Source organism: Mesorhizobium sp. WSM3873, assembly GCF_001672445.1.
GTDB lineage: Bacteria > Pseudomonadota > Alphaproteobacteria > Rhizobiales > Rhizobiaceae > Mesorhizobium.
The window spans coordinates 1-25013 of record NZ_LYTM01000055.1; the positions used below are offsets into that span (position 1 = coordinate 1).

Genomic DNA, 25013 nt, shown 5'->3' on the forward strand with positions numbered 1-25013 from the left:
AAGCCCGACGAGACGATCAGGGTGTGGGTGCCTGGCTGTGCCACCGGAGAGGAAGCCTATTCGATCGCTATGCTTCTGAAGGAGAACGCGCCGCGCGGCGCCGCTTCTCCCAACCTGCAGATCTTCGCCACCGACATCGACGAGCGCGCGCTGGAAGTGGCGCGCGCCGGCCGCTATCCGGCGACCGTCGCAAGCGACATCACGCCGAAGCGGCTAAAGGAGTTCTTCTCGCGCGAGGACGGCACCTACCGCGTTTCCGCCGAGTTGCGGGAAGCCTGCCTGTTCTCGGCGCACAATCTGTTGCGCGACCCGCCGTTTTCCAAGCTCGACCTCATCGCCTGCCGCAACCTTTTGATCTATATGGGGCCGGAGTTGCAGGAGAAGATCATCCCGATCTTCCATTATGCGCTGCGCAATAACGGATATCTCTTCCTCGGCTCGTCCGAGAACGTCACGCGCCATGTGCGCCTGTTCTCGACCATCAACAAAGCGAGCCGCATCTTCCAGAAGCGCGGTGGGGTCGCTGCGCAACGCCTGCCGGAATTCCCGCTTGCCGCTGCGGCCAGGCAGGCTGTTCCTAGCGCGCGCTCGCGGGCAACCACAGGAAGCCTGCAAGAGATTGCCGAACGCTTCCTGGTCGAGCGCTATGCGCCGGCCTATGTGGTCGTCAACGCCGCCGGCGAATTGATGCACAGCTCGGGCGGGACAGGCAAATATCTGGAACTTGCCGCCGGCGCGCCTGACCACAACGTCTTCTCCATGGCCCGTCGCGGGCTGCGCATGGATTTGCGCGCTGCGCTCCACAAGGCCGTCAGCACCGGACAGGTGGCGGTCCAGAACAACATTGCCGTCGGCACCAATGGCGGGCGCCAGACGATCAGCCTGGCCGTGCAGCCGCTGCCGGTCGAGGGCAATTCCGATCCGCTCTATATGCTGGTCTTCCGCGATATCGGCGGGATCAAGGCGGAGGCAGAGGACGAGACCGTCCACACGACCGACGATGTCGAAAGCGCCAACGTCAGTCAGCTCGAAAAGGAGCTCCAGGAAACCAGGGAGCGGCTGCAGACCACGACAGAAGAGTTGGAATCCTCCAACGAGGAGTTGAAATCCTCCAACGAGGAGCTGTCTTCCATCAACGAGGAGCTGCAGTCGTCCAACGAGGAACTGGAGACCTCGAAGGAAGAGCTGCAATCGATCAACGAGGAACTGCAGACCATCAATGCCGAGCTCAACATCCGCGTCGACGAGCTCACTCGCGCCAACAACGACATGTCCAACCTTCTCGAAAGCACACAGATCGCGACGGTGTTTGTGGACCGCGACCTTCGCATCAAGAGCTTCACGCCGGCAGCGCGCGATCTGTTCAGGCTGGTCGAAAGCGATGTCGGCCGGCCGCTCGCTCATGTGCGGCCGCGCTTTGCCGCCGACGGGCTGCAGCCCGATATGGAGCAGGTGCTGCAGCGGCTGGGAACAGCAGAAAGGCCGGTTCAAGGCACGGAAAGCGGCAAGCGTTATATCATGCGCGTGATGCCCTACCGCACGGTCGACAATGTCATCGCCGGAGTCGTCGTCACCTTCGTCGATGTCACCCGGGTTTCGCTGGCGGAAGAAAAAATCGGTGCGCTGTCGCACGACCTGCGCAACCGCCTCGAAAGCCTGGAGACCGTGGTGGACCTTGTGCCTGTCGGCATCTTCATCGCCGAAGACGGCGACGGCGACGCCATCCGCGCCAATCGCCACGCGGCCGAACTCGCCGGCCGTCTCGCCGCGGACGGCAAGCTGACCACGGTGCCGGCCGGGCTCCCACTGATGATCAACGGCGCCGCGGTGGAAGCGGACGACCAGCCCTTGCAGAAGGCAATGCGAACGGGCAAGGCCGTGCCCGGCTATGAAGCGCGGATCGCGCGGACGGACGGCTCGAGCATCGACGTGATGATGTCGGCCAATCCGCTGTTCGACGAAACCGGCAGGGTGCGCGGCGCGATCGCAGCCCTGGTCGACGTCTCGAACCACAAGGAAGCCGAGCGCGCTCAGGAGAGGCTGCTGCATGAGTTGCAGCATCGCGTGAAGAACATCCTCACCACGATCACCGCGCTGGCGGCGCGCATGATCCGCTCGTCAAGCACGATGGGCGAATTCGCGACATCATTTCATGAGCGACTACACGCGATGGCGCGCACGCATGAGGTCCTGTCGTCTCACAATTGGGGCGACGCCGACCTCGAGCAGTTGCTCAGGGCGACGTTTTCTCCCTACAACAGCACGGGACACCAGAACCTAGTCGTTCACGGCCGGCCGTTCCACCTCGATGCGGCAACGGCGGCGGCACTCGGTATGGTGTTCTTCGAGCTTGCCAGCAACGCCGCCAAATATGGGGCGCTTTCCGCCGAGACCGGACGCGTCGAGGTCTCCTGGAACGTGGTGAAGCCGGGCATGCTTTCGATCAGCTGGAAGGAACTCGGCGGTCCGGCCGTGGAAGAGCCATCCCGCAGAAATTTTGGAACCACTTTCATCCAGCAGAGTTTGGAGTACGAGCTGAGGGGGAGTGTCGAAATGAACTTCCGGCCCACCGGCCTGGAGTGCCTGCTTGAAATCCCCCTTGCCCGAACCGAAGCCTTCGAGCCGCTGCCCGGCTACGCATGAACAAGAGCGCTCCATTAGCCGACTTGGCGCGTTTATAGCGGACTGCGCGGACATGGCCCAAACTCCGCAGGGCTCAAAAGCCAAGTCGACCCGGCAGCATCTGGTTGTGCGATAGGAATATAATCAGGACAGCCGGTACGACGCTTCCTCTTCATAAGGACTCGCGAAATTAATCGTGTAGACATATACTCCGCTCGTTCGCGGGGAATGGTCTTCGCCCCCGCAATGAGGGCAACATGGCGAATTCAAAATCCTTGTCGGCAATGGATGCCGAAATCCTAAAATCAGCGTTTCACAAGGACAAAAAACTCCCCGAGAGCCAACGGCGAGACTTCGCTGCGGCACTCGTCGAAGGCGAGGCAATAATCGCCCGCCAGCGCGCTCTCATAGAAAAGCTTGCACGGGACGGGCATCCGACAGAGGAGGCCGAAGAATTCCTGCGCAAGTTCATGAAAACGCAAGCGGAGCACGTCGCCCACTGGGAACTGATATCAGGTCAGGCTGAATCGAAAAGCCCCAGCGCTGAGCGGGATCAGCACTAGGGCTTGAGGCATGTATGTACGCTGTACCAGCATGACCCTCGCCGCGCTAATATCGGGGTATGGAGAGATAGGTGGAGAAATTAGCAAGTAACCGAACAGTTAACTGCCGATGTTATCAGGTCACGTCCGGCGACGCACGCCTCGGGCCAAAACGCGTTTCGGTTTTGGCGCAGCGACAGGCTCGGCAGCTTCTTTGGCGAGGCGCGCCAGCTTGAGTCGCTGTGTCTTTGACTCGCGATCTGCGGTCTCTTTGTCCATTATGTCTCGGGCAGCTTGTGTGGTCGCGTCGCCCTTGCTTTCCCTTACGGTCGGCTTGGGCTTAAACGCGGCTTCTGCAATCGCACTATACATCGTAGATCATCCTTAAAATCAAAAAGGCCGGGCGAGCCCGACCTTCCAAAACGCTTCGACGGCCATTGCCAGTACATCCGTTGTCAAGGCCAGAAGCAATTTCTTTAGGCGGCCTGAAGATTCTCGGCCGCGCTCTTGCCGTTACGGCGGTCCTGCACGACATCGAAGGTCAGTTTTTGGCCTTCAACGATTGTGCGCATACCGGCGCGCTCTACAGCGGAGATATGGACAAACACGTCTGCGCCGCCCGTTTCAGGAGCGATAAAGCCGAAGCCCGTGGTCGTGTTGAAGAACTTTACGGTTCCAGTATTCATGGCGATTTCCTTTCGAATCGGCATAGAAATTCGCGTCTGGCGACATGCCAAACGTCATATTGATCGATTTTGAGGGAAGATCGTCGGGCGCCAGAGCGCAGAAACAAATTCAACAGCAAACATCGATAGTGACGATATAGGCGTGAATTGCCTTCTACGCAAGGCGCTCCGCTCACTATCGACATTTAAGGGCAGCCTGTCGGGCGCCAACAAAGGCGGAATGCAGTGCCGTTTTGAACGAATGACGGCTGTTATTTTCAAAAGCATTTGGCATAAAAAAAGCCTGATTAGAATTCGGAAGTCCGGAGGGTTTCGGGCTGATCCTATTTATAGGGGCCGCACTCGGTGCTCGGCGCAATAATGAACGTAGCTGTCCTCGGTGATGCCACGGGCCTTTGCCAACGTGATGCACGGTCGGGGCGAATTATGCAGCTGGACGCAAGAGACCGCCCGGTCCCGGGCGGGGAGCGTTGTGGAAGCTCACGGTCGCCAAAAGTATGGGAGCGTCGAATCCGGGAATGCTAGGCCTAACTCCTTGCCATTTGCGTTCTCACAACGAAAGCTCTCCAGAACCAACCGGTGCTGGCGCGTTAACAAGGAGCGGTCAATTTTAGGGCGTGAAGCAGCGTCCAAGAGATGGTTGAAAGGTATTGCTCATGGGTCGTGAGGATAGATCGACCGCTCGGGACGAGGCCGATATCGAAATGCTCATTCGACGACTGGCCAAGGAAACAGGCATTTCAGAGGACCAAGCGAGAGACTTGATTAAGTTGATTGGCAGTGACTGGGCCTCATTGTTGCGAGAAGCCCGTTTTCTCAAGCGCCGTCATTGAAACAACCAGGGCCACCGCTTGCCCTCAACCCGCGTGGATTTGACCAGCACGCTCGTTCAATTTCTTGACCTGCGCCTGAAATGAACCCTCATCGCCTTTCAGGAGCTCCAGAGTGATGGGCCATTTCCCGCAAGATGCAGCATCCGCCCATCAAAGGTGCCTGAACCGTAACGGTTTCTGACAGGATAGAGACAGAAAATCAGTTGGTTTCAACGTGGCGACCACGGTGCCCGGTTCTGGCGATGGAGGGCAAGCCGTTTATGCTCGTGGCCGAGACTGCCGCCGGAAGACGTCGAGATAGGGCGCGTGCAGTGATCGATGCATTGGGCACATGGCAGTCGCCGAATCCGCTCGGCGCCGGCGGCATACCAGCCGAGGGCGAAGCGGAACTCGGCAGCCGGATTGCCTACGCATACCGAATATCCTCGGGAAGGACAGCCATCTTTATGCAGGCCGCACGACATTAGTTGCGGGTTCTGGTCACTCCGCCGCCAATGCGCTGCTGGAGTTGGCCGAACTTGCAGAGACGGAACCAGGGACATGGCTGACGCGTGGCACTGACCTTGTCCGCATCTACGGTGGCGGCGACCTTGATGCCTTGCCGGCGCGGGGCGAGCTCGGATCGGATGCCAGAGATCTCGTTGAGAGCGGCCGCGTTCAGCTGATCACTGGCTTTGCAACAACGGCTATTCGCGATGTCGACGGTCGTCTGGTGGTGGAAGGGGTGTCGGCGGATGGCGTGCGAACGGTTGGTCCCGTCGACAGGATCGTCGCGGGGACCGGTCAGCGCCCGGACTTGTCGATTACCGGAGAACTTCGGCTTGACCTTGATCCGTGGCTCGAAGGCGTCAAAGCGCTGGGACCGCTTATCGACCCAAATGAGCACTCTTGCGGCGATGTTCCACCGCACGGTCACCGCGAGCTCAGCCATCCCGAGCCCGGCTTCTACACCGTCGGCATCAAGAGCTATGGCAGGGCTCCGACCTTCCTGCTGTGACAGGCTATGAACAGGTGCGCTTGGTGGCGGCGGCAATTGCCGGGGACCTGGTGTCCGCTGACGCGGTGCATCTGACCCTTCCGGAGACCGGGGTCTGCACAACCACGAGATCGATCACTTCGATCTCGGCCGCCTCGAAAGGCTGTTGTGGCGGCCCAGCTCCGATAGGAGCTGATGCCTGTTGCGTTGCCGACGCCGAAGCGAAAGCCGGTGGCAGGAGCGGCTGCGGGTGCGGCGTCGCCGCATGAATTCGCAGCCAAGCGCGATCGGCGCGCCAAAGCGCGCCGGGATCATGACGGTACTTGGCCTGACGCAGATCATGGCCTGGGATCGTCGTACTATCGCGTCCCGTCGCAATAGGCGTGGGCCAGATCAGCCTAGCGGCAGCATCATCCTATCTGGACCAAATATGCATCTGTGACTTTCGTGGCGATCGGCGTCTCGGCACTGTGGGCTGGCCTGCCATACATCCCGGTTGCGCTCGCATTCTACGGCGCCGGCATCGGGTTGGAGTCGATTGCACGAGGAACTCTCCCGTTAGCGCTGTTCGGGCCATCAGGTTACGCGAAGCTCATGGGCCGTCTTGCCGTCCCAAGTCTCATAGCGCAGGCGGCGGCTCCTTCGGTCGGCGCTTTGTTGTTGGAACATTCGGGTGCCCAAAGCATGTTGGCTGCGCTAGCAAGTCTCGCTCTGGCGAACCTTTTGCTAGCGCTGCTCCTAGGCTGGCTCATCATGCGACGACGTTCTGCTGTCCAGATTGGATAACACCGAGTGCGATCTTAAACGGGTCTTTCCGCTTCCGGCCCCAACTGTTGCTGCAATGCGCCCGCATCCGGCCATTGGAGCCAGCTTGCCCGGCAGCCGTAAGCAGACTTCGCTGCTCAAAAGGCGGCGATGCACAGAGACGAAGTTAAGGGCGCAGCGAAGAAACTCGCGCGGCTAGGTATTCAGCCACGCCTTGGCGTGGGAATTAAAGCAGGGTCAAGGCTTCGGTCGGCGTTAATCGTGGAAGCCGCTGCTGGGGACAGAAAAGCGACAGGCGACGTTACCGGACGGCCACGGTCTCGCCGATGATGCATTGGCACTGTGACTCGTCGCTGCTAGAGACCGCTATTTTCCACTCCAAGGCGAAGCCGGACCGAAGCCTCTAGGTCTTTGGCAAAACCAAGCGCGAACTGAAGAACCGTCGTTTCATTCGAAGCGACAGATCCTTGGCCCTCAATGGCGATCGGCAGTTCTATTTTGCCGCCGGTGGAGGTCACGCGAACATTAAATAGAAGCTGGCCACCGGGCCGCTCCTCAACGGTTATCAATTCGAGAGTTGCCATTGTCACTATCCCACCGGTTATCCAATCCCCCAAACCCCAACCTTGCCTCGCCGGGATTGCAGTTTGAGGCGCTAATCACCAGGGCGGCTGTTGCGGTAGACATCTTGGGCCAATGAAGGGCTGGTTCAAATCAGGCGATTGCGTTCCGCGAGTTCGCGTGCCCGCCTCAGAGTGCCGTCAGTGTCAGCGATCCTGCGCCTTGCTGCTTCGTCGGTTCTAATCGTCAACCGAGCTGAGATGATCTTGGGTGACGTGGCGACCGCGACGATCACGAGCGGCGGTGCATCCGGTATTTTCATGGTTCTCATGGGTCTTATCCTTTCAAGTGAAATGAGTGCAGGGGCAGTCGACATTCGGCGATTATCCGCATGGCCGGGCCAGGAGCCCTGAACCGCATTATGGGCTTGCCAATCAGGATTCCCGGCCGGCCTCTTCCCGCCGCTTGGCGTCCTGAATATTCAGTTCCCCAACAATCTTTTCCGCCCGGCGCGTCTTAATGCCGACCATCATCTTCTTCTCGAACTCGGCAGGTTGGCCGGTGAAGATATCGAAAACGGTCCAGCTGTTCGGCTCGTCCATCCTGAGCGCGTAGCGGTTCGCCATGCTCGCATCCTTCTCGTTTTCGCCTCTCGACAAATGCCGACCAGTTCAGGCTTTTAAGATAATAAAAACCGAGGCCAGCACAGCGACAATCCGGAGCGCGACACACGCCCTTAAGGCGAGTGGACCGTATGAAGAGAGCGCCACACCCATGCGTTTCGCCACAGTCTCCATGCCTATTCGCACTAGCCCGCCCCGTCGGGACAGGTAACGCCCCCTTGATGGCGGTGCTCAAAATGCCAGGCTTCTCGGTTGGCGCGGTTGTCGGGCGACCATCCTCCAAGGGCACTTCTTTCTTGTCGCGGAACGGGTGCGCATACCCTTCTATAAACAGATTGCCTCGCGATAGATAGGATCACCGAAATTATTTGTCGGGCCCGCTAAATTATCGGTCGGAATAATTGCGAGACTCGGAAAATATCGCGCTGGATGACGTGAATTCGTGCCGATTTCTTGACCCTGTATTTCGCTTTGTTATTTGGCAACGAGAAATAAAACGCCGCGACCACCTTGTTAACGGCGCAATGGGGGCGCATATATAAAATTCGTTGATTTGGTCGAAGTGGCATTCGTCAGTCAAGCCTCGCCACTTGCCTCCGAATTGTCGATAGTGAATGCATTGCGCCGCTCCCGGCGCGGCATGTCGCTTCGTTTGAAAGCCTGAAATGATGCCTGCGCCGCTGACCACGGATGTACCGGCGACATCGGACATTGTTTCGCGGCTTGGGCTGGAATTGAAGCGGAAGGCTCATGTGCGCGTTTCCGCAGAAAGCCGCAAGTGACCACTCGCACCACGCCGACCTTCATACGCCTCGCTGAGGAGTCTCTCGAAGGCGCTTCGCGCACTGCATGGCGCCGCGTGGCCGCGTTCACCAGCGATCTCTGCGCGGGGGTCCAAGGAAAAATTGGTGCAGATTGAGCCGGCCTTACTCGAGGCGGCGCTCGACAAGGACCGGAGACAACCATGACCAGCCTCATGCAACGCAACGCACGAGCCATCCAGCACGGAGCCCCGGCACGCCTTTTTGACATCGGACAGGCGGTCCGGTTGAAGGGCGGTCTCGGCGTCGGTCCAAAGACCGGCGAAATCTACCGTGTCACTCGTGCCCTGCCTCCGAGGGGAAACTCGCCGCAATATCGCATCCGCAGCGACGCCGAACCGCACGAGCGGGTGGTCACGGAGGACAGGCTGGAACCGGTCGCCGAAGTATCGCACGGCGGCATAAGGCTCATCGAAAGGACGTTCGGACATGGCCAAGGGACAGAAACGCTCGAACAGAGAGATCAAGAAGCCGAAGCAGGAAAAGCTTCCGGTGAAGCCTGAGAGCGCCTTCGGCCAAATCAAGGCGCGAGCGGCATCCACACCCAAAGCAAGAGCAAGGGCTGACGGCAGGATGTTTGCGCGCGACGGGCTCGGATGAAGGTCGTGATCGAATTCTATCGCACGCGCGTTGCCGACGACGCGCACGCCGTCGTCGGCCGTGAGACCGTGGACGCGGCCGACCTCGACGCGGCGATCGAGATCGCGCGGCTTCTGGCGAGGACACTGAACATGCCGCAGTGGCCAGATGCGGTCGCAATTGCCGACGCCGACGGGACGACGATCTACTCCGGCGTCATTGCCGCGCAGGCGGGGACAGACAAAGGGTCGCCACCATGAACGCGAGCAACCACCGCACCGATGCCGCTCGCGAACCCTCGGCTCGTCCAGGCCAGGAAAATGCAGCCGGCGCGCAGGCATGCGCCTTTAGGGACCGCCAATATGGCCGCCGGGTCGAACCCGATCGTTCCTGGACGGTTTATCACGTCTTCACTGGCATCCCGGCATATGTGGACGGCGCCTTCATGATCGGGCTCAGCCGTTCGGAAGCGACCAAAAGCATGCTGTCCCTCAACTTTCGCAACAGCGAGCGCCGCAAGGAGAGGATCGCCCCGCGGTCATCCATCGCTGGCGCTCCCGAAACACCGGCAGGCCAGTCATGACGCTCGCCTTCCCCTAAGCCCTACCGCCCGACATCTGACAGGCCGAGTTGCCGCAACCCTCGAGACTCTTTCAACGAGGCATGTGGCATGCGACGGCATAAAGGCTTTTGCCGCAGCGCCCGCCCCCAGCGGTATGATAGCTAAAAACTTGGTAGGGTGAACTGGAAGCGGAACAATAGGATTGCGCTATTTGGTTCGGTGTTGGGCCACAATCGAAAAAGCGGTATTTGTCAGGACACATAAGCCGTCGGCCAGCCTGGCAGTTGTCATAATGCCAAGTGGGTGCTGAGTCGTCGGGTAGGCCGTGGCATACGACGTCGACAGTTGCTAACCCGCACTCTCCCCCTGCTACGTCCTTGATGACCTTCGCCGTGAAAGGATAACGCTGGGTTCCGCGGTCTGTGTGAATGGAGCAAATTGTTTCTCCTATACCCTGGAGTGATGCTCCGCAGTGGAAGAATGCATCTGTGTTTCCGCATGATGCACCCCATTGAGTAACACACGCCAAATGGTGTTGCTCGGCCGATTGGGCTGCGCCCGGGCAGGCTGCGGTTGCAAGCAGGATAGCGCCATAGACAACCAGACGATCCATTGCTGAAACCTTCCATTAGTTGGGCGGAGGCATCAAAACCGGGGGCCGAACCGGCGGCAGAATGGGCGGCGGCGGAGCAGGTGGCTGCATCGGAGGAGGAGCAGGCAGCATGTCCGGTGGCAGCCCGGGAGGCGTGACAAGAGGTGGAACAATCGGGGCAGGCGGACTAGTCAAGTCGATCGTCAGTCGCCCAGCTTCAACGGCGTTGTTAGCAGGTGGTCCCGGGGCGTTAGGAACCGGTGGGATATCTTGGGGCGCAGGCCCCGGAACTGGTGCTTTACTCCGGTTTGCGTCAATTAGGGACTGCAGAAAAACCTGCGGAACGGCATTCCCCGGGCCCGCAGGCATCGACAGGCCGACCGCCGTTGCAACCTCTTTGGTCATCGTAACGCAGTTGCGAGTGGCCAAGGAATAATTCTTAGTGTCATAGCTTTTGAGAATGGAGACCACCTTTTGCTCTTCAATTGGCGTTATGTACGTCGAGAGCGTGATCTCTGATTTAGCGTCTTCGAGTTTCTGACTGACCTTACCTTTCGTCGAAAAAATCTGCATGAACGGTGCGGCTCTTCTACTGTCATCTGGATAGAAGCCGGCGACCGTGTTATAAACTCGAAGGCCATTATCCAATTCGCGCCCTAGAAGAATGTAAGCGTGGCCCGGTGAGACCGGATCTGTTGTTGCTTTCCTCGCTCTGAATTCTATGACCGGCCGACTTGAAACGTTCGCATCCGGCAGCATCAGCTGCACGTCAAAATCCCCTGCAGCTGCCAGCGAGGTCATTCCGGCCAAAGTGGCGATTAGGGGAAAGACGCGTTTGCCGAAAACACAGAGAGAACTGTAGCGCCTCTTTGCGGGTGCGTCGATTCCGAAAAATAGACCTTGCCGGAACATTTCCACTCTCCCCTACACGGAAGAATTGCACAGGATCTGATATTTCGCAATTGGTGCGTGGCGGCCCACGCGAACGCTTCCTGGCCAGCTTCCATCAGCATAGCGTCTCACACCCCAGGCCGTCGCCGTCCCGGTCCAGCTTGCTGCCCCATGAGCAGTTCTGCAGATACCATTGGGCCTCGTCGCAGGAACTTATCTGCTTGCACGTCCGCCGCGGCTCGCACGAATAGCCGCTCTGCGCGACCAGCTTGCGGCTGACGATGCCGAGCGGCTGGCTCGGCGGTGCCGCTCCGTCGGCGTGTGACGCGCGCCAGTCCCACGGCGCCTCAAACTTCCCAACCCACAAACCGGCTTTAGCTGCTTCCGCCTTCGCCTGCTGCGCCGCATAGGCACCATGGCTATAGCGCGGCCAATCGAGCGCCTGGCCATGCTCGACCATCCATGCCGCCACGCTGGCGCCGTCGGCGCGCCGGCAGTCGCCCACGTAGCGGTGATAGCGATCCCAGGTCACGAACGAGCACTGCACCGGCCTCGAGGCAGCCAGGAAGCTATCCAGCGCTTCGGCCGATCGCCGGCCGCAGGGATATTCGAAGCCCTTGGCGTCGTCGCAATATTGCTTGCTCTCTGGCGCGTCGATGCCGTTGAAGCGGATCCGCTGCCCATGAACCTCGATCGTGTCACCGTCGATGACAGAAGGAACGCCGATGATTGGTTGCGGCTTCGGCGCGAGCAAGTTCGAGAGGTTGAGCTCCGGCAGGGTGTCGCTGTGGTGAATTGCTGTTTGCGCGGCCAGCGCCGCGGCCGCGGCTACCGTTACGAAGATCAGGCGACGCGGTACACTTGCCCAACGCAACGCGCGTGAACGCTTTGCGCCGCCGCGCTTGCGCCACTGGTCGGATCGATTGTCGTGCCGTGATCTGTCCAAGCCCTGTTCCCCGCTCAGAGCATGGGCCAAATATAGGCCTCTGTCCAGTAGATTGCCGGCAGTTGAATTGCTGACCGTAGATTCAGAAGAGCTTGCGTCCTATGAATGGAAACGATAACCGTTCTGTGTTGTTCGCAAGGGGGAGCACTACTATGGACACCAGAGAGGACTTGTTTGCGTCGGTCGACCTCGGAAACACCGTATTTTCTGAGTCAAAGCTTATAAAAACGGGAACGTTGAGATTTTTAGCTGGAGCTACCATCAAGGTCACCAACGCCGCAATCGTTCAGATCGAATGCGAACGGCTCATTGTGGACGGCGCGCTTACGATCGACGTTCGGGGATCTAATGGGATCGACGGAATCCCCGGTGGTCCCGATAGGCCGGATTGGATCAGCGGGCCTCCGGAAGACCAAGATCGTGCACACTGGAATTGGGTATTGGCTGTGGCGACAAAAAACCCCTCCGAGGAGGGTGTCCCTGCAACCCCAGGCACGAACGGCGGCGATGGGGGTAGTTTCCTTGTTGCATATCGACGACTTGGCGATGGTGTCTCACTTGGCGACGTCAAGATCCTTGACGAGGGTGGCCTGCCTGGAGCTCCCGCCGCGGGTGGGCGAGGGCAGCTAATGGTCTGCGGTCGTGCTTCTGATGTGGCGACCCATGTCGTTAGGAGGCCGCCCGGCGCCTCATGGTCCGGGGTTCCCGGCAGAAAAGGCATAGTTGAGTTCACCAGAATCGCGAGCCTCGTGGTCACCGTGTAGCGATCGGCTTTGCCGCCTGCGCATCACTCCGGGACGCGCAGGCGGTTCCCTTGAGGCGGCCAACTTAGCGGCCTCGTGGACCGGCGCTGGCCCGTAGATTCCGTTCACGAGCTCTCGACTCCGGAGAACGCCGGCCGGACAGGTCTCCTCGATCGATATCCTAATAAGACCAAGTGCGGCCTCACAGTCAGCTAGCTCAAACTTCATAACCGCTCCTACATACAGTTTCGCTAAAATGCACGGAACCTCCGGGCTGGCCGCTGTTTAAATCGCGGTTGGGGTATTGTGTATGCGTAACGCCGGCGACCGGCTGAAGTTCATCCGTCCGATGGAGCCCGAGCTCGTCGAGCAGCCGCCAATGGGCGATGGCTGGAGCCACGAAGTCAAATTCGACGGATATCGCACCCAGGTCATTAAGGACGCCGACGGCATCCGCCTCTACACGAAAACGGGGATTGATTGGACGGCCAGATATCGCGCGCTGGCGGAGGAAGCCGGAGCGCTCGAGGCGGAAAGTTTCATTATTGAAGGCGAAACGATCGTGACCAACGAAGCCGGGGCTATCCGACTTCCATGCGCTGCGCTCGGCGATCACCAGGCGCCCGCAGGATCTCTATTTTGTTGCTTTCGATCTACTGCACCTCAACGGTCACGATCTGCGCGACATGGCTCTGAGGGACCGGCGCGATATCCTGCAGGCGCTCATCCCCGTCGGCGGACATATCCAGTTCAGCGAAGCGCTGCCAGGCACTGGCGACGCCGTCTACCCTCTCGCGTGCGAGGCGGGCTTGGAGGGCATCGTTTCGAAGCGGCTAGACAGCGTCTATCGCAGTGGCTCGACGATGAACTGGCGCAAGATCAAGTGCTACGTCGAGAAGGAAATGGACATCATTGGCGTGAAGCGCGAGAGCGGCAAGCCCGCGATGGTTCTCATGGCCGACCAGGGCCGCTACATGGGCGGCGCCTTCGTTACCTTCAAAGCCGACAAGCGGCAGACCCTATGGGATCTCGCGCAAGGAAAGGCCGGCGCTCCGCCGCCGAAGGGCTTGGCGAAGGAAAAGGCCGAATGGCTGAAGCCCGGCCTGATCGGCCGGGTGAAGTTCCTGAAGGGCGAGCAGAAGCTGCGCCATGCCACGCTCAAGGACTTTTGGGTTTCGGAATAACCACGCTATTTCTTTCTGTTTGCGTGATCGGGTTGCCGCACGCGTCGCCGCGAAAGGTCGGCCGAAAAATCCCGGATTTCGGTTCCAGCACCACCGATCTGATTGCTCACAAAAATCTCATCGCGTAGGCTTCAAACATCTAGCGCGACTATTTCGAGGTCCGACAGGATGACTAGTGCTATGCGCAGCGTATTTTTTGGCCATTACACTCCTACCGATGAAGAGCGGAAGCGGCTCTGGAAAGAGGCGATTCTGGTTCCCGATACAAATTCCCTGCTTTACCTGTTCAAGCTTATGCCGAAGGCCCGAGACGAAATGTTGGCGGCGTTCAAAACGTTCGATAAGCGCCTGTGGTTGCCCCATCAGGTCGGTAAAGAATTTCAAGAACGTTGGCGATCCGCGGCAAAATCAAACCGGGACGAGTACGAAAAGCTCAAGGCCGACTTCAAAGCGAGCAACGGGAAGATCACCGTATCCCTTAATAATTTCAAACGTTATCACTCTTGGGAAGACGGCGCTCTGATAGCACAACTTCCCGAGTTATTTGACAAGATACTGAAGGAAGTGGACGCCACGATAGCCAAGCTGCCCGATCCTGTAGGGACGTTCGAGGCTATAGCTGCGCTGTTCGACGGCAAGGTAGCTTCAGAGCCAAAGCCAGCTGAGTTCGATTTACGGGTCAAGGAGGCTGATCGCCGCCGCAAGGCTAAAATTCCGCCGGGCTACATGGACGAAAGACCGGGAGACTACCTGATTTGGGCTGAAATTATCGCGAAAGCCAAGTCGGACAAGGTCCCTGTGCTGCTTGTTACAGACGACAACAAAGAGGATTGGTGGTGGAAAGGTCCGTCCGACGAGACACTAGGGCCAAGGCCAGAGCTTCGATATGAATTCTTCGCCGCCACCGGCGAGCTGTTTTATGCATATAGACCAGCGCGCTTCCTCGCGCTTGTCCGTGAAAGCAACAGCGCTCTTGTGTCGGATGCCACCGTGCAGGAGATTCAGAGAGTCCAGAACAGGCGCCTTGCGGCGGCGTCATCAATGCGAATCAGGTCTAGAATCAGAGATTTGTCTGAACAAATCCTGAGAAAACCTGGTGCACACGAAGAAAGCGTTATAACCTACGCAATGAACATCGCCACCTTGATAAATTTGATTGGCCCTGCCACAGCAGCGCGGGCGGAAAAGAAAATTACGGGGGATGATCCTGCAGAGCTTCAGAGGCTTGTTGACGAATATAAATCTGAAGTTCGGCAAAGTGTTATCTATTCTGGCGATGACGATATTGGTGCTGGTAACATTTCGCTATTCGATAGGCTTGTCCACCTCTTGCGGGATGGGGAGTACTGGAACGAGGCTCCGAACGTAATGGATCGGCTTGCGTCGACACGCGAACTTCGCGAGCGAGTCGAGGAGATTCGCCAATTGCGGGACCCGCAAGGTCGGGGCGCAACCTGAGCAATTCCACGTGCTCGCTGCGGTGATCATGCGTTGCCTTCCACGGTGCTCTCTTCATCCAGCTGGCGCGGCACTGGCAGATAGGCGTTAGCCACCAGACCACTCGCCGACGATCGTCTCAACCAATTCCGGCTTAGCCTTGCCCATCTCGGCGGCCAGGCCGTTCAGCACCTCGTCGGTGTTCGGATCGAGACTGAGTCCGCCGACATTTCTGAGCAGCAGCGCGGCCCTTCGCAACAGCACTTGCAAATCGGCCCGCGGAGCGTCTGCGATATGGTCGGCGGCGCTCTCCAGTTCATGCACGAATTGATGACGGGACATCGGTCTCGCTCCTAAAGGAATTTCTCTCCATCGGCCCGGTGCTCAAAGCAAAACCAGTGCGGCGCCTGCTTCGGTTTGGCGAATCCCCAACCAGCATCCTTGCTGCAGCCGTCGTGCTCGCAAATGTGATGCTGGACGCCGGCCGGCGTGGGGTATTCGGGTCGCGGCAGTCTGATTTCGTCGCTCATGGGCAACAGTGAACGAAATGAGAACAAAAGAGTCAAGCGGCCCCTTGACCGGATGGGAATATGTTCTCAATTCGAGTGGATGCCCGAGCAACCGGAAAAGTGGCCGAGAGGCGCCCCGTGGACCCTGACGCACGCCCATGACGCGGGGCAGGTGGCGGGCATTCGCTGCGCTCGCTGCAACGTCACGCGTTACTACAAACCGAACGAGCTGCGCGAGGTGATCGGCAACGTCACGATCGACGACGTCAGGGACAAGGTCCGCTGCCAGCAGTGCAAGAGCCGGGAGTGGATGAACGCGAAGCTATTCCATCCAACTGGCGAACAGGCCCACACGATCCGCTTCCGGCGCCTGGTGCAGATCCGTTGGGAGAAGCGTGTGATCTGGCGGGATGAATGACTGGTCCGATGGACCTAGTCGCATTCATGGGCTGTCGCTATCCTAGTTCAGATCGGCAAGGAGGAAACGATGTCGATCTTCGATGATCTACAGGAAATTTGGGACCTATATGTCGCTGCATACCGATCAGGGGATGCTGCCGGCTGCGCTGCCATTTTTACCGATGATGCAGAAGTGCATTCACCTTACGGGCCTCCAGCGCGCGGGCGAGCGGCAATAGAGGCGTTGCACGGCACTTGGGTTCAACATGTCGGGCCCAACAAAACCCTTCAAGTGATCAAAGCGGGCAGCTCAGGAGATCTTGCCTGGACACTGGCCACCTACTCGGAAGGGGAGGCAGTCGGCAACGGCACCTCACTCAGTGTCTTTGAGCGTCAGGCTGGCGGAGGCTGGTTGATCCGGATGTGCAGTCTGAACAGTACTGACGCCGTCGGCTGAAGACCCCGCCGCAATTCGGTGGTTAGCTGGCCTTCCGCTTCGCGCTCGCCTTCTTCACCGACTTGGCCGCCGGCTTCCGACCGAGCCCGCTGGCTTTGGCCAACTCAGATCGCTGAGCGGCATAGTTAGGCGCTACCATCGGGTAGTCCGGCTTCAGACCCCATTTGGCCCGGTATTCGTCCGGTGTCAGGCCGTGGTCGGTCGACAGATGCCGCTTCAGCGACTTGAACTCCTTCCCGTCCTCGAGGCAAACCACGTGGTCGGGGAACACCGATCGCTTCGGATTGACTGCGGGCGCCTGGGCCGGCGTCTCGGGTTTGGCCGATCCATCGATCTTCGAAAGAGACAAGTTTACGCTCGCGATCAATTCCGGGAGAGAGGCAACCGGCACGGGGTTGTTGCCGACGTAGGCTGACACGATGTCGGCGGTGAGCTCGATCAATTGGCTTCGGCTGTTCTCATTCTCTTCCGACATGCAGTATCTCCGATTGTGCAAAAATAGCTGAAGTCTCTTAGCCGGTTTTCGTCGCAACGCAACACTGCGAAGACGCTACCTGAACGAAGCCATTGCTACGCACCAGTTGCCCGTCGTGCCGCCCGTGACGGTGCCCGTCACAGTGCCCGTACTGGTATTTTCGATGCTGCCGCCGATGAACTGCATCGAGGCGACGGGAGAGACCGTGTAATCTTGTGTCAGGCCCGACAAGGTGCGCGTGGTCGAGTTGCCGTAGACTGAGCAGACGATCATCGTGAACCCGTCCTTTGTGGCGGAGACGCTTCGGCTCAGCGGGGCGGTGGCGTCGATGTTGTTGGCTGAGAGCAACTGCACCGGCGTTGTCGACTGAAGATTGACGACGCGATAGACGCAGATTCGTGGCCGGAAGGTCGTGTTGGTCGCCAGCGTCAGCGTGACGCTGCCGGAAGTCCCCGTCGGCACCAAGGCATAGACGATCGCCACTCCGATCGAGAAGCCGCCGGTGGCTGAGCCGCCCCGCCCTGGGCTCGCCACGATTGTGGCTGTGACGCCGCCAATGGTTCCGGCGGAGATCGAGGCTCCGGCGGTGCCGAGAGCGTAATAGGGAACGGCGAGAAAGATGTACCGGTCCGCCGCAGCCGCGCCGAAGGCTACGCCGGACCAGGTGACCGTTTGTGTCTCTACCGGGTGAATGGTCAGCGCCTGGGTGACGGTGATGATCTACAGGAGCCGCAGGGGGCGCTGCGCCGACTAAGATCGGCGCGATGCCAGGAAGCATCCCGATCTTCGGCGGATGAAGATCATAAGCCGAGCGAATGACAGCTGGCTTCGGCGGCAACCAGAGCGGAGGCGGCGCGAGATCGATCACGTCAAGCATCTCCCTTTAGGTGCGGATTACGCCGGTGATGACGAGCCGGGTGCTCGTGTCGACGAAGCCGACGAGAAACACAGTTTCTGTGGTGGCTATGGTGATCGGGAATGCCTCGACGCCGGTTGCCGGCACGAAATTGGCGCTCAGCGCCAACGTGCGAGACGAAGTCGTGGCTGTGACCTTCAGGACAAAGCCGAAGAGAGGGTTGGCATTGGTCGGATTGCCGAGGGTGCGATTGCCGGTCAGCGCGACAGAGCCGTTGTTGCCCAACGACATGTCCCAAGAGATGGTCGCCGCGTCCGCCAGCCCCTGGTAAGCCACTGTGGCTTTGAGCGCCGACGCCGTGAGGAGCTTGCTGGCCGTGCCTAGCTGGAACTCGCTATTGGAAGCGAGGGCCGCTGAGGCGAGCGCCGCATAGGGAATTGCTCCCGAAAGTCCTTCGTGGAAAATCCGGTAGGCGTTCGCCCCCATCGACCAGCCGCCTACCTTCAGGGCGTTGTCCGTATCGAGGCCAAAGTTGACGGCGTAGGCGCCAGTTCGATTGAACGAGACGAAGGCCGCGGCGCCGGTCGCCGGGTTTACGGTGTTGACCGTAAGCCCAGGCGTGCCGGCGGCAGGACCGCCGTTGACACCTATGGCCTGACCGGCCGCAAGCGTGATGGTCTGGCTTGTCGTGAAGGTGTTGGCTGATCCCTTCAGCGCAACGCTAGATCCCGCGATGCCGCTGTCCTGAAGTGCCTTGCCGCCTGTGCCGTTGAAGCTTGGAAGGTTGCCTGAAATAGCGGATGCCGGGCCGGTGGCGATGGCGCCGGCCGCGATGCCACTGTCCTTACCCACTTTGCCCGTCGTGCCTGCGAAGGTGACGATGTTGTCCGCCACCGACGAGAGCGGGCCGCTGAAGTCGCCGGATCCTGCCGGTCCGGTCGCGCCAACCGGTCCGGTCGCACCAACGCTGCCCGCCGGCCCTGTGGCGCCTGTGGGACCAGTCGGACCCGCCGGGCCGACAGCGCCATCCGCGCCTACCGGCCCTGTCGCTCCGGCGGGGCCGGTGGCTCCGATTGGCCCCGTTGCACCGATTGGTCCCGTGGCTCCAACCGGACCGGTGGCCCCAATCGGTCCCGTCGCGCCAATCGGGCCCGTGGCGCCGGCCACTCCAATGCCGGTCGGTCCCGTAGCACCAACCGCGCCTGCAGCACCAACGGGGCCGGTCGCGCCGACCGGGCCGGTTGACCCCATGGGGCCGGTCGCTCCGGTAGAGCCGGTCGCACCCGCAGGCCCGGTGGCCCCTGTCGCGCCCACGCTGCCGGTAGGACCTGTCGGGCCACTTGGTCCGGTCGGCCCTTCGGCTTGAATCATGTCGAGGACTGCCGGTGAAAGGCTGTCCGGCGTAACGATCTCGTTGTTCAGCGCGCCGTCGGCGCGCCGGACGTCAGCGAGCGCGTCGATCGTGTCGCCGATGCCCTTGGCAAGGTTCGCCAGGTCATTGTCCAGAGCGGTGCCGCCCTGCAACCAATTCTGCAGAACCTTGTAGCTGAACTCGATCTGCGGTTTTTCGGGATTCGGCATCTTGCATCACTTGCAACTGCACTTCCCCGACTGCGCCGGCGCGGCGGACGCTCAATGGATGAGATCGAAAGAGGGAAGTGGTTGAAACATGCCCCGGAGGCCGGGGCGGTGATGCAGCTGCCCGAGTTCTGCGGTTTTTCCGGCTCAACAAATATAGCGCTTTGACCGGTCACACTCCATAGCAGTCTTCGTTAATAATCTTCATCGATACTCCTCTGCTGGTGGACGGGGCTACATCGATGAATAAGCTTTTCTACGGCGACAATCTCGACATATTGCGTAACAAGATTCGAGACGAGAGCGCCGACCTGATCTATCTGGATCCTCCCTTCAAGTCAGACGCAAACTACAACGTCTTCTTTCAATCGAATTCCACCAACAGCGAAGCCGATGCACAGGTTGAGGCTTTCAAAGACACATGGAGGTGGGGCGACGCTGCTGAGACTGCATATGACGATGTCCGCAATCACGGCAAATTGGGACTAGCGCTTTCGGGCATCCGTCGGTGGCTTGGCGACCAAAACGCCATGATGGCCTATCTCGCCATGATGGCCGTGCGATTTGTTGAACTCCAGCGCGTCTTGAAGCCCACGGGTTCGATCTACCTCCACTGCGACCCCACCGCTTCGCACTATCTCAAGATCCTGCTGGATGCGACGTTCGGCCATGATTGGTTCCGCAACGAGATCATCTGGAAGCGGACAAACTCGCGCAGCACGGTAGGCCAGTGGCCTCGCCTGCACGACACGCTGTTGATGTATTCGAGTCCGGAGTCGGCGACGTTCAACGCGCAGCGCGTTCTTGGTGAGGCTGCCAAGCTTCCTCACACGCTGATAACCGGGTCGGACGGCTTGAAGTATCAAACCTACGAGTTGACCGGGGCCGGCATCACCAAACAAGGCGAGAGCGGCCAACCTTGGCGCGGATTCAATCCGACGAAGATGGGGCGTCATTGGGGAAATAGCGCTATTCAGATGGAGGCTTGGGACCTGGCGGGCCTGATACACTGGCCGAAGAACGGCGGCTGGCCGCGACGCCGCGCCGAAAAGCCTTTCGACGCGTCCCAACGGCAGGTAGTCGTCGGCGATGTTTGGACCGATATTGACCGCTTGAACCAGACGGCAAAGGAACGTCTCGGCTATCCTACGCAAAAGCCCTTGGCGTTGCTCGAGCGAGTGCTTGTTGCGTCGTCGCGCGAAGGAGACGTCGTCCTAGATCCGTTCTGTGGCTGCGGCACCGCGGTTGATGCAGCAGAAAAGCTCCGCAGGCAGTGGGTCGGAATCGACGTTGCGCACTATGCCGTGACGCTGATCGAGGAGCGCTTGGCGCGCTGGCGAGCGGGCGCTGTGTATGAGGTGTATGGAAGGCCAACCACTCTGGACGGCGCCAGGGAATTGGCGCACCGCGACAAGCATCAGTTCCAATGGTGGGCTGCTTGGCTTCTAGGAGCACAGAGCTATCAACGCGACGAGAAGAAGGGCGCGGATCAAGGCATTGACGGTCGAGTAGCCTACAAAAACGGGCCATACGGTGATGGCCAAATCATCATTTCGGTAAAAGGTGGCGAACATATCGGCGTGCAGATGGTTCGGGATCTTCGGGGTGTTATTGAGCGCGAAGAAGCCGAAATGGGTATCTTGGTTTGCTTGGCCACGCCAACAGGGCCAATGTTGACGGAGGCCGCCCGAGCGGGTTTCGTGTCCAGGTCCGCTCACGGACGACTGCCCCGGCTTCAAGTCGTCACGATCGAAGACATCCTGGACGGACGACCGCCCAAGATGCCCCCAATCCCACGACCGGAGCGACACACGCCAGTTCGTCGAAAGACATCGCGCGATCAACTAGAATTGCTTCTTCCGCACACGGGCGACACCCAAGTCCAAATACGGGGAGAATTTATCGATCCTCGCTTCATGAAGTTCGGACGCGACAAAAAGCAGGCTTCGATCGTCTCTGACCGCTAGCGCTAATTCGGGCCGGCCAAAGTCTGGCCGCTCTCCAAAGCCGTGCGGGCCGCTGCGTCAGCAGCGATTGCGCCACCGGTCCGGTTCCTGGCGTTGCGGACCAGGTCGACCGAATTCGGCGCGATGAACATGTCGGCCAGCGCGCTGACACCGTCGCGCATGGCCTTCCGCCGTACCGCGTCTCCGGCATTCGTGAACAGCGAGCGCCCGAGCGACGTCGCGACGGCAATAGCGCGCGCCGCGGGAGAAGCATCGCCAAGATCGGCATTGAGAGTCCGGTTGAATTCCGTAGCGCTCCCGATTGGCTTGCGCCGGCCAGTGGCCTGCAGCACGTCGAGAAGTTCGCTCATGCGATCGGCTGCGACATCGCCGCCCGGCAACGAACGCAGCACCGCATCAAGCACTTCCTGGCGCGTAGCGTTGCCGGCCACGTCTTTGCGGAACTTGGCGCCGGCATAGTCGCGAACGCCTTCCTGGGTTTCCGTGCTGGCCTTGGTGAAGCGATCGGCCAGGTTCTGGCGCACGAGCGCGGCTGTCGTAGCCGGATCTTCCGCCACCAGCCGACGCGTCGCGTCCGCGGCTTCGCCAGCGGAACCGGTGAGGGGGTCGTGGGGCAGAAGGGCATTACCCGCGCCGGTCGTGTCAGTGGCCGCAGCCAGGCGCCCGACCGGACCCTGCTCGATCGGGTTCAAAACGGTGCGTCGAAGCGCCTCTTGCTCGGCTAGCGCCTGTGCATACTCTGGCGACGTCGTGGTCGCCAGGTTGCGGGCATCGGCGGCAGCCTCGCGACTCTTGCCGGCGAGCTCGGGACCATAGAGGGGGTTGCTGGAGTTCGCGAGCGCTTCGCCGCGGGCGTTCAGATCCTTCGTCACGGCGTCCACGACTTTGATCGAATGCGGGGGTAGAGGCTCGGGCACGACTGGTCCCGCGGCGCCGACCGGAGATGTCATGTAGTCGGGCGACAGTTCCGGGTTGGCGCGGAGCCTTTCCACGCCCGCCGCGTAGCGTGGGTCGGCGGCAATCTCACCGAATTGGGATTCCGGGATGGTTTGCGTCTCGGCCGCTTGATAGAGCGGGCGCGTCTGGGCGTTGACGCCTTGACGGGCGCGGTCGATCACGTTGGCCGCCGCTTCGGCAGCGCTCTGACCGAGTGTCGACGGCTGCGCGCTCTGCGGGGCGACCTGGTCGAGCACATCGCCAACTGCACCGCCCACTTGGCCGACGCGCTGCGCGAAGAACGGACCCATGCGGGCGCCGCCATTGGTCGAGCCTTCGACGACCCGCTGAACACTCGGCAGCGCGCTTGCGCCGCCCGTGGCCTGGCTGATCGCTTCCGGGCCGGTGAGACCGACGCCCACGCTGTTGTTTTGAAGGTCGCGCGCCCGTTGCCATTGTTCGTCAGTCAGGTCGCCAGTCGCCCGGCGCACGACACTTTCAGGGGCATTGTGAACCCGAACCGCAGCCGTACCGGCGTTGCCGAACAGCGCTCCGAGAAACCGCGCCAGTCCTTCGTAGTCCGAACCCTCCACTGCTTGTCCTGCGGTTTCCGAAACAACCGCAGGAGCTATCACGTTGCCGAGCAAGTCCGCTCCATATCGGCGTGCGACGTCTAGACCTGTCTCGGCCAGGCGGGCGCCCTTGCTCGGTAAGCCGCCGGGCGCTGCAAAGTCTGCGATCGTGCCGGCATACTTGCCGGGCGTCGTCTGCGGCGTGTGCAGGTTGTCGTCCATCAACTGCCGCACGCGGTCTTCGAAGTCGTAGGCCGGCGACGAGTCGGCCGATGCCGCGCGCCGCGCCAGTTCTTGCTCCGACAGCGGATCCGCGCCGGCGAGATAGCGCACGCCGTTCTCGGCCTTGTTGTAGAGATAGTTCCCGGCGCCTTCGACCATGCGCGACAGCGTGATCGGGAACATGGCGGTCTCCGCCAGCCCGCGCGGGACGCCGGAGGCGGCCGACAATGCGACGTCCTTGGCGACGGACGGCTGATCGACCGGCTGTTCCGGCAAGCCGAGATTGTGCCGGATGACGTTGCCAATCGGACTGGCCGACGGCTGCGCCGCAGGTGCTGGCCCATTCAGCGAGGCGAGAGCGTCTGAGATTTCAGCATCTGTGAAATCGTCGGGGAACTCGACGCGCTGCCCTTCATACTCGACGATCGGCATTATTGCGCCCTCACTGGTCGGCCGTCGGCTCCGCGCTGGAACTTGATCACTCCACTGGTCGGCGCCGTTGTTGCCGGTGGCGCGGTCGTCGCGCCAGGAACGGCGTTCTGAGCCGCCAACACGGCCCTGCCGGTGGCGAGGATCTGGTCGGGCGTCATGCCGGACTGAACGCCTTGGAATGCCAGATTGCGGGCCAGGCGCTTCTGTTTCAGCGTGCCCGGCTTGTCGCCCGGCCGCGGCAGGAACACGTCGCCGTACTGCGCTTCTTCGGCGGGCGGGATGGCGGCGCCCGAATCGAGGCGAAGGACTGACTGCAGGAACAACCGGCCGGCATTGCTGGCCTTCTGGTAATTCTCGCTCAGCATGCCGTTGCCTGTCTTGATCGTGCCGACCGTCGGCAATGCGTCGTAGGCGGCCTGCGAAAAGTCAGTGAGCTCGCCGCCAAGCTGATCGATGATCGGCAGCGCACCGCCCATGCGAGTTGCGTACGCGTTCTGTTTTCCCTGGAATTCGGTGATCTTGCTGCCCGATCCGCCCTGGGTCACGGTGGTCGTGCCATCCGGGTTCGTCGTGACGGTCAGTCCGCCTTTCAGTGTCTCGTAAGGCGTCTGGCCGATCGCGTCGAGCCGGGTGACGTTGCGCGGACCTTCCGGCGTGACGATGGCCTCGATCGGCGTGCCGCCAAACGCGGCGGCTTCCTGAACGTTCTGCGGCATCTTGCTGAGAATGGCCGCCTTCAACTGGTCATCGGTGATCGGCTTCACGCGGCCCTGTTCCGCCGGCAGTTCGCGCGTGACGCCGAAGCGCCCCGCCACATCCTGCGGGATGGCCGGACGCACTTCGCCTTCACCCACAGGCTTGTAGAGATCAGCAAGACCGCTGATCTGGCCTACCTCGAGCGCGCGGGCATTGTCGGCAGCGTTCGTCTGGATCGCCCGTTCGTTGTCGGCCGCGTTATTGGCGCGCGACGTCGCGTTGGTCTGATCGACCGAATAGTAGCTCTGATTCGGCTGGTACGCGCCCGCAGCCACGCCCATGCGATCGAACATCTGTTGGTCAAAGTTCGGGTTGTTCCGGTAGTCGTAGAAATCGGCGAGTCGTTGCGCCGCCGCCTTGCGCTCGTTCGCGAGCGCCCAACCGGCAGCATCCGCGCCACTCGGCGGTTCGAACAGCGAGGCGAGGTTGTTCGCGGCTTGGGCGAACGCTTGGTTGTTGAAAAATTGCGAAGATTTCACGGGCAATTCCGC

The 25013-nt window shown here is 60.5% G+C and carries 22 protein-coding genes and 2 pseudogenes; 12 read left to right on the forward strand and 12 right to left on the reverse strand.

From position 1 onward, the window contains the following. Together A9K71_RS25970 and A9K71_RS30885 are read left to right on the forward strand one after the other, a co-directional pair. Positions 1-2643, forward strand: a 2643-nt coding sequence (locus tag A9K71_RS25970) for a CheR family methyltransferase (RefSeq protein WP_067002790.1), incomplete at its 5' end; no start/stop codon positions are given. A 236-nt stretch (positions 2644-2879) separates the two neighbouring features. Continuing rightward, positions 2880-3185, forward strand: a complete 306-nt coding sequence (locus A9K71_RS30885; RefSeq protein WP_156752767.1) for a hypothetical protein — start codon at positions 2880-2882, stop codon at positions 3183-3185. Between the two features lie 455 nt (positions 3186-3640). Here the strand turns inward: A9K71_RS30885 and A9K71_RS25985 are convergent, their stop codons facing one another. Continuing rightward, a complete protein-coding gene (locus A9K71_RS25985; protein WP_067003251.1) occupies positions 3641-3850 on the reverse strand; it encodes a cold-shock protein in 210 nt (69 codons plus the stop codon). Between the two features lie 1081 nt (positions 3851-4931). On the opposite strand from A9K71_RS25985, the pseudogene A9K71_RS30895 reads away from it, so the two are divergent. Next, positions 4932-5928 (forward strand): annotated as a pseudogene (locus A9K71_RS30895) (flavoprotein); the annotation flags it as partial. Between the two features lie 852 nt (positions 5929-6780). Here A9K71_RS30895 and A9K71_RS26005 read toward each other — a convergent pair. The 3 genes from A9K71_RS26005 to A9K71_RS26010 all read right to left on the reverse strand — a co-directional run bounded on the left by A9K71_RS26005 (position 6781) and on the right by A9K71_RS26010 (position 7611). Further along, on the reverse strand, positions 6781-7008 hold the full coding sequence (locus A9K71_RS26005; protein WP_067002800.1) for a hypothetical protein: 228 nt from the start codon (positions 7006-7008) through the stop codon (positions 6781-6783). Between the two features lie 125 nt (positions 7009-7133). Next, the gene (locus tag A9K71_RS30900; RefSeq protein WP_082980713.1) at positions 7134-7316 is read right to left on the reverse strand and encodes a hypothetical protein; all 183 of its coding nucleotides are present in this window, start codon (positions 7314-7316) and stop codon (positions 7134-7136) included. Positions 7317-7419: 103 nt separating this feature from the next. Next, on the reverse strand, positions 7420-7611 hold the full coding sequence (locus A9K71_RS26010) for a hypothetical protein (protein WP_067003253.1): 192 nt from the start codon (positions 7609-7611) through the stop codon (positions 7420-7422). 961 nt (positions 7612-8572) lie between these two features. Between A9K71_RS26010 and A9K71_RS30905 the strand changes: the two genes are divergently transcribed. The 3 genes from A9K71_RS30905 to A9K71_RS26025 all read left to right on the forward strand — a co-directional run bounded on the left by A9K71_RS30905 (position 8573) and on the right by A9K71_RS26025 (position 9591). Further along, positions 8573-8932, forward strand: coding sequence for a hypothetical protein (locus A9K71_RS30905; protein ID WP_082980714.1), 360 nt, complete (start codon positions 8573-8575; stop codon positions 8930-8932). 93 nt (positions 8933-9025) lie between these two features. Next, complete coding sequence (locus tag A9K71_RS26020; RefSeq protein ID WP_067002805.1) at positions 9026-9268, forward strand: hypothetical protein; 243 nt, start codon at positions 9026-9028, stop codon at positions 9266-9268. Beyond that, positions 9265-9591 (forward strand): hypothetical protein, encoded by a 327-nt coding sequence (locus A9K71_RS26025; protein ID WP_067002807.1) that lies wholly within the window; start codon positions 9265-9267, stop codon positions 9589-9591. Before A9K71_RS26020 ends, A9K71_RS26025 begins: the two co-directional genes overlap by 4 nt. Positions 9592-10198: 607 nt before the next feature. Here the strand turns inward: A9K71_RS26025 and A9K71_RS31805 are convergent. Beyond that, the gene (locus A9K71_RS31805) at positions 10199-11074 is read right to left on the reverse strand and encodes a hypothetical protein (RefSeq protein WP_156752768.1); all 876 of its coding nucleotides are present in this window, start codon (positions 11072-11074) and stop codon (positions 10199-10201) included. 94 nt (positions 11075-11168) lie between these two features. After that, positions 11169-11999 carry an excalibur calcium-binding domain-containing protein gene (locus A9K71_RS26030; protein ID WP_082980715.1) on the reverse strand — a complete coding sequence of 277 codons (831 nt, stop codon included), beginning with the start codon at positions 11997-11999 and terminating at the stop codon, positions 11169-11171. 152 nt (positions 12000-12151) lie between these two features. Between A9K71_RS26030 and A9K71_RS31810 the strand changes: the two genes are divergently transcribed. From A9K71_RS31810 to A9K71_RS26045, 3 genes and pseudogenes are all read left to right on the forward strand, one after another. Further along, the gene (locus A9K71_RS31810) at positions 12152-12763 is read left to right on the forward strand and encodes a hypothetical protein (protein ID WP_156752769.1); all 612 of its coding nucleotides are present in this window, start codon (positions 12152-12154) and stop codon (positions 12761-12763) included. Between the two features lie 289 nt (positions 12764-13052). Beyond that, positions 13053-13926 (forward strand): annotated as a pseudogene (locus A9K71_RS26040) (RNA ligase family protein). Positions 13927-14106: 180 nt separating this feature from the next. Then, positions 14107-15384, forward strand: a complete 1278-nt coding sequence (locus A9K71_RS26045) for a PIN-like domain-containing protein (protein WP_067002812.1) — start codon at positions 14107-14109, stop codon at positions 15382-15384. 87 nt (positions 15385-15471) lie between these two features. Here the strand turns inward: A9K71_RS26045 and A9K71_RS26050 are convergent, their stop codons facing one another. Beyond that, a complete protein-coding gene (locus tag A9K71_RS26050; protein ID WP_348627037.1) occupies positions 15472-15705 on the reverse strand; it encodes a hypothetical protein in 234 nt (77 codons plus the stop codon). A 267-nt stretch (positions 15706-15972) separates the two neighbouring features. Here A9K71_RS26050 and A9K71_RS26055 point away from each other — a divergent pair, with 267 nt between their 5' ends. Together A9K71_RS26055 and A9K71_RS30920 are read left to right on the forward strand one after the other, a co-directional pair. Next, positions 15973-16290, forward strand: coding sequence for a hypothetical protein (locus A9K71_RS26055; protein WP_067003255.1), 318 nt, complete (start codon positions 15973-15975; stop codon positions 16288-16290). A gap of 69 nt (positions 16291-16359) precedes the next feature. After that, entirely contained in the window at positions 16360-16728 is a 369-nt protein-coding gene (locus A9K71_RS30920) for a nuclear transport factor 2 family protein (RefSeq protein WP_082980719.1), read from the forward strand. A gap of 22 nt (positions 16729-16750) precedes the next feature. Here A9K71_RS30920 and A9K71_RS26060 read toward each other — a convergent pair whose 3' ends face one another. From A9K71_RS26060 to A9K71_RS32965, 3 genes are all read right to left on the reverse strand, one after another. Further along, the gene (locus A9K71_RS26060; protein WP_067002814.1) at positions 16751-17203 is read right to left on the reverse strand and encodes a MucR family transcriptional regulator; all 453 of its coding nucleotides are present in this window, start codon (positions 17201-17203) and stop codon (positions 16751-16753) included. A 75-nt stretch (positions 17204-17278) separates the two neighbouring features. After that, positions 17279-17737 (reverse strand): hypothetical protein, encoded by a 459-nt coding sequence (locus A9K71_RS26065; RefSeq protein ID WP_067002816.1) that lies wholly within the window; start codon positions 17735-17737, stop codon positions 17279-17281. A 349-nt stretch (positions 17738-18086) separates the two neighbouring features. After that, positions 18087-19640, reverse strand: coding sequence for a collagen-like protein (locus tag A9K71_RS32965; protein WP_067002818.1), 1554 nt, complete (start codon positions 19638-19640; stop codon positions 18087-18089). A gap of 239 nt (positions 19641-19879) precedes the next feature. Here A9K71_RS32965 and A9K71_RS26075 point away from each other — a divergent pair, with 239 nt between their 5' ends. Beyond that, positions 19880-21604 (forward strand): DNA methyltransferase, encoded by a 1725-nt coding sequence (locus tag A9K71_RS26075; RefSeq protein WP_067002820.1) that lies wholly within the window; start codon positions 19880-19882, stop codon positions 21602-21604. A 2-nt stretch (positions 21605-21606) separates the two neighbouring features. Here the strand turns inward: A9K71_RS26075 and A9K71_RS26080 are convergent, their stop codons facing one another. After that, positions 21607-23766, reverse strand: coding sequence for a hypothetical protein (locus A9K71_RS26080; protein WP_067002821.1), 2160 nt, complete (start codon positions 23764-23766; stop codon positions 21607-21609). Continuing rightward, entirely contained in the window at positions 23766-25001 is a 1236-nt protein-coding gene (locus A9K71_RS26085) for a hypothetical protein (protein ID WP_067002823.1), read from the reverse strand. The genes A9K71_RS26080 and A9K71_RS26085 overlap by 1 nt, the downstream gene beginning before the upstream one ends. Between the last annotated feature and the right edge of the window lie 12 nt (positions 25002-25013).

Coding starts and splice junctions, on each gene's coding strand:
- A9K71_RS30885 (WP_156752767.1), top strand. CDS start 2,880: ATGGCGAATTCAAAATCCTTGTCGGCAATGGATGCCGAAATCCTAAAA.
- A9K71_RS25985 (WP_067003251.1), bottom strand. CDS start 3,850: ATGAATACTGGAACCGTAAAGTTCTTCAACACGACCACGGGCTTCGGC.
- A9K71_RS26005 (WP_067002800.1), bottom strand. CDS start 7,008: ATGGCAACTCTCGAATTGATAACCGTTGAGGAGCGGCCCGGTGGCCAG.
- A9K71_RS30900 (WP_082980713.1), bottom strand. CDS start 7,316: ATGAGAACCATGAAAATACCGGATGCACCGCCGCTCGTGATCGTCGCG.
- A9K71_RS26010 (WP_067003253.1), bottom strand. CDS start 7,611: ATGGCGAACCGCTACGCGCTCAGGATGGACGAGCCGAACAGCTGGACC.
- A9K71_RS30905 (WP_082980714.1), top strand. CDS start 8,573: ATGACCAGCCTCATGCAACGCAACGCACGAGCCATCCAGCACGGAGCC.
- A9K71_RS26020 (WP_067002805.1), top strand. CDS start 9,026: ATGAAGGTCGTGATCGAATTCTATCGCACGCGCGTTGCCGACGACGCG.
- A9K71_RS26025 (WP_067002807.1), top strand. CDS start 9,265: ATGAACGCGAGCAACCACCGCACCGATGCCGCTCGCGAACCCTCGGCT.
- A9K71_RS31805 (WP_156752768.1), bottom strand. CDS start 11,074: ATGTTCCGGCAAGGTCTATTTTTCGGAATCGACGCACCCGCAAAGAGG.
- A9K71_RS31810 (WP_156752769.1), top strand. CDS start 12,152: ATGGACACCAGAGAGGACTTGTTTGCGTCGGTCGACCTCGGAAACACC.
- A9K71_RS26045 (WP_067002812.1), top strand. CDS start 14,107: ATGCGCAGCGTATTTTTTGGCCATTACACTCCTACCGATGAAGAGCGG.
- A9K71_RS26050 (WP_348627037.1), bottom strand. CDS start 15,705: ATGTCCCGTCATCAATTCGTGCATGAACTGGAGAGCGCCGCCGACCAT.
- A9K71_RS26055 (WP_067003255.1), top strand. CDS start 15,973: ATGCCCGAGCAACCGGAAAAGTGGCCGAGAGGCGCCCCGTGGACCCTG.
- A9K71_RS30920 (WP_082980719.1), top strand. CDS start 16,360: ATGTCGATCTTCGATGATCTACAGGAAATTTGGGACCTATATGTCGCT.
- A9K71_RS26060 (WP_067002814.1), bottom strand. CDS start 17,203: ATGTCGGAAGAGAATGAGAACAGCCGAAGCCAATTGATCGAGCTCACC.
- A9K71_RS32965 (WP_067002818.1), bottom strand. CDS start 19,640: ATGCCGAATCCCGAAAAACCGCAGATCGAGTTCAGCTACAAGGTTCTG.
- A9K71_RS26075 (WP_067002820.1), top strand. CDS start 19,880: ATGAATAAGCTTTTCTACGGCGACAATCTCGACATATTGCGTAACAAG.
- A9K71_RS26080 (WP_067002821.1), bottom strand. CDS start 23,766: ATGCCGATCGTCGAGTATGAAGGGCAGCGCGTCGAGTTCCCCGACGAT.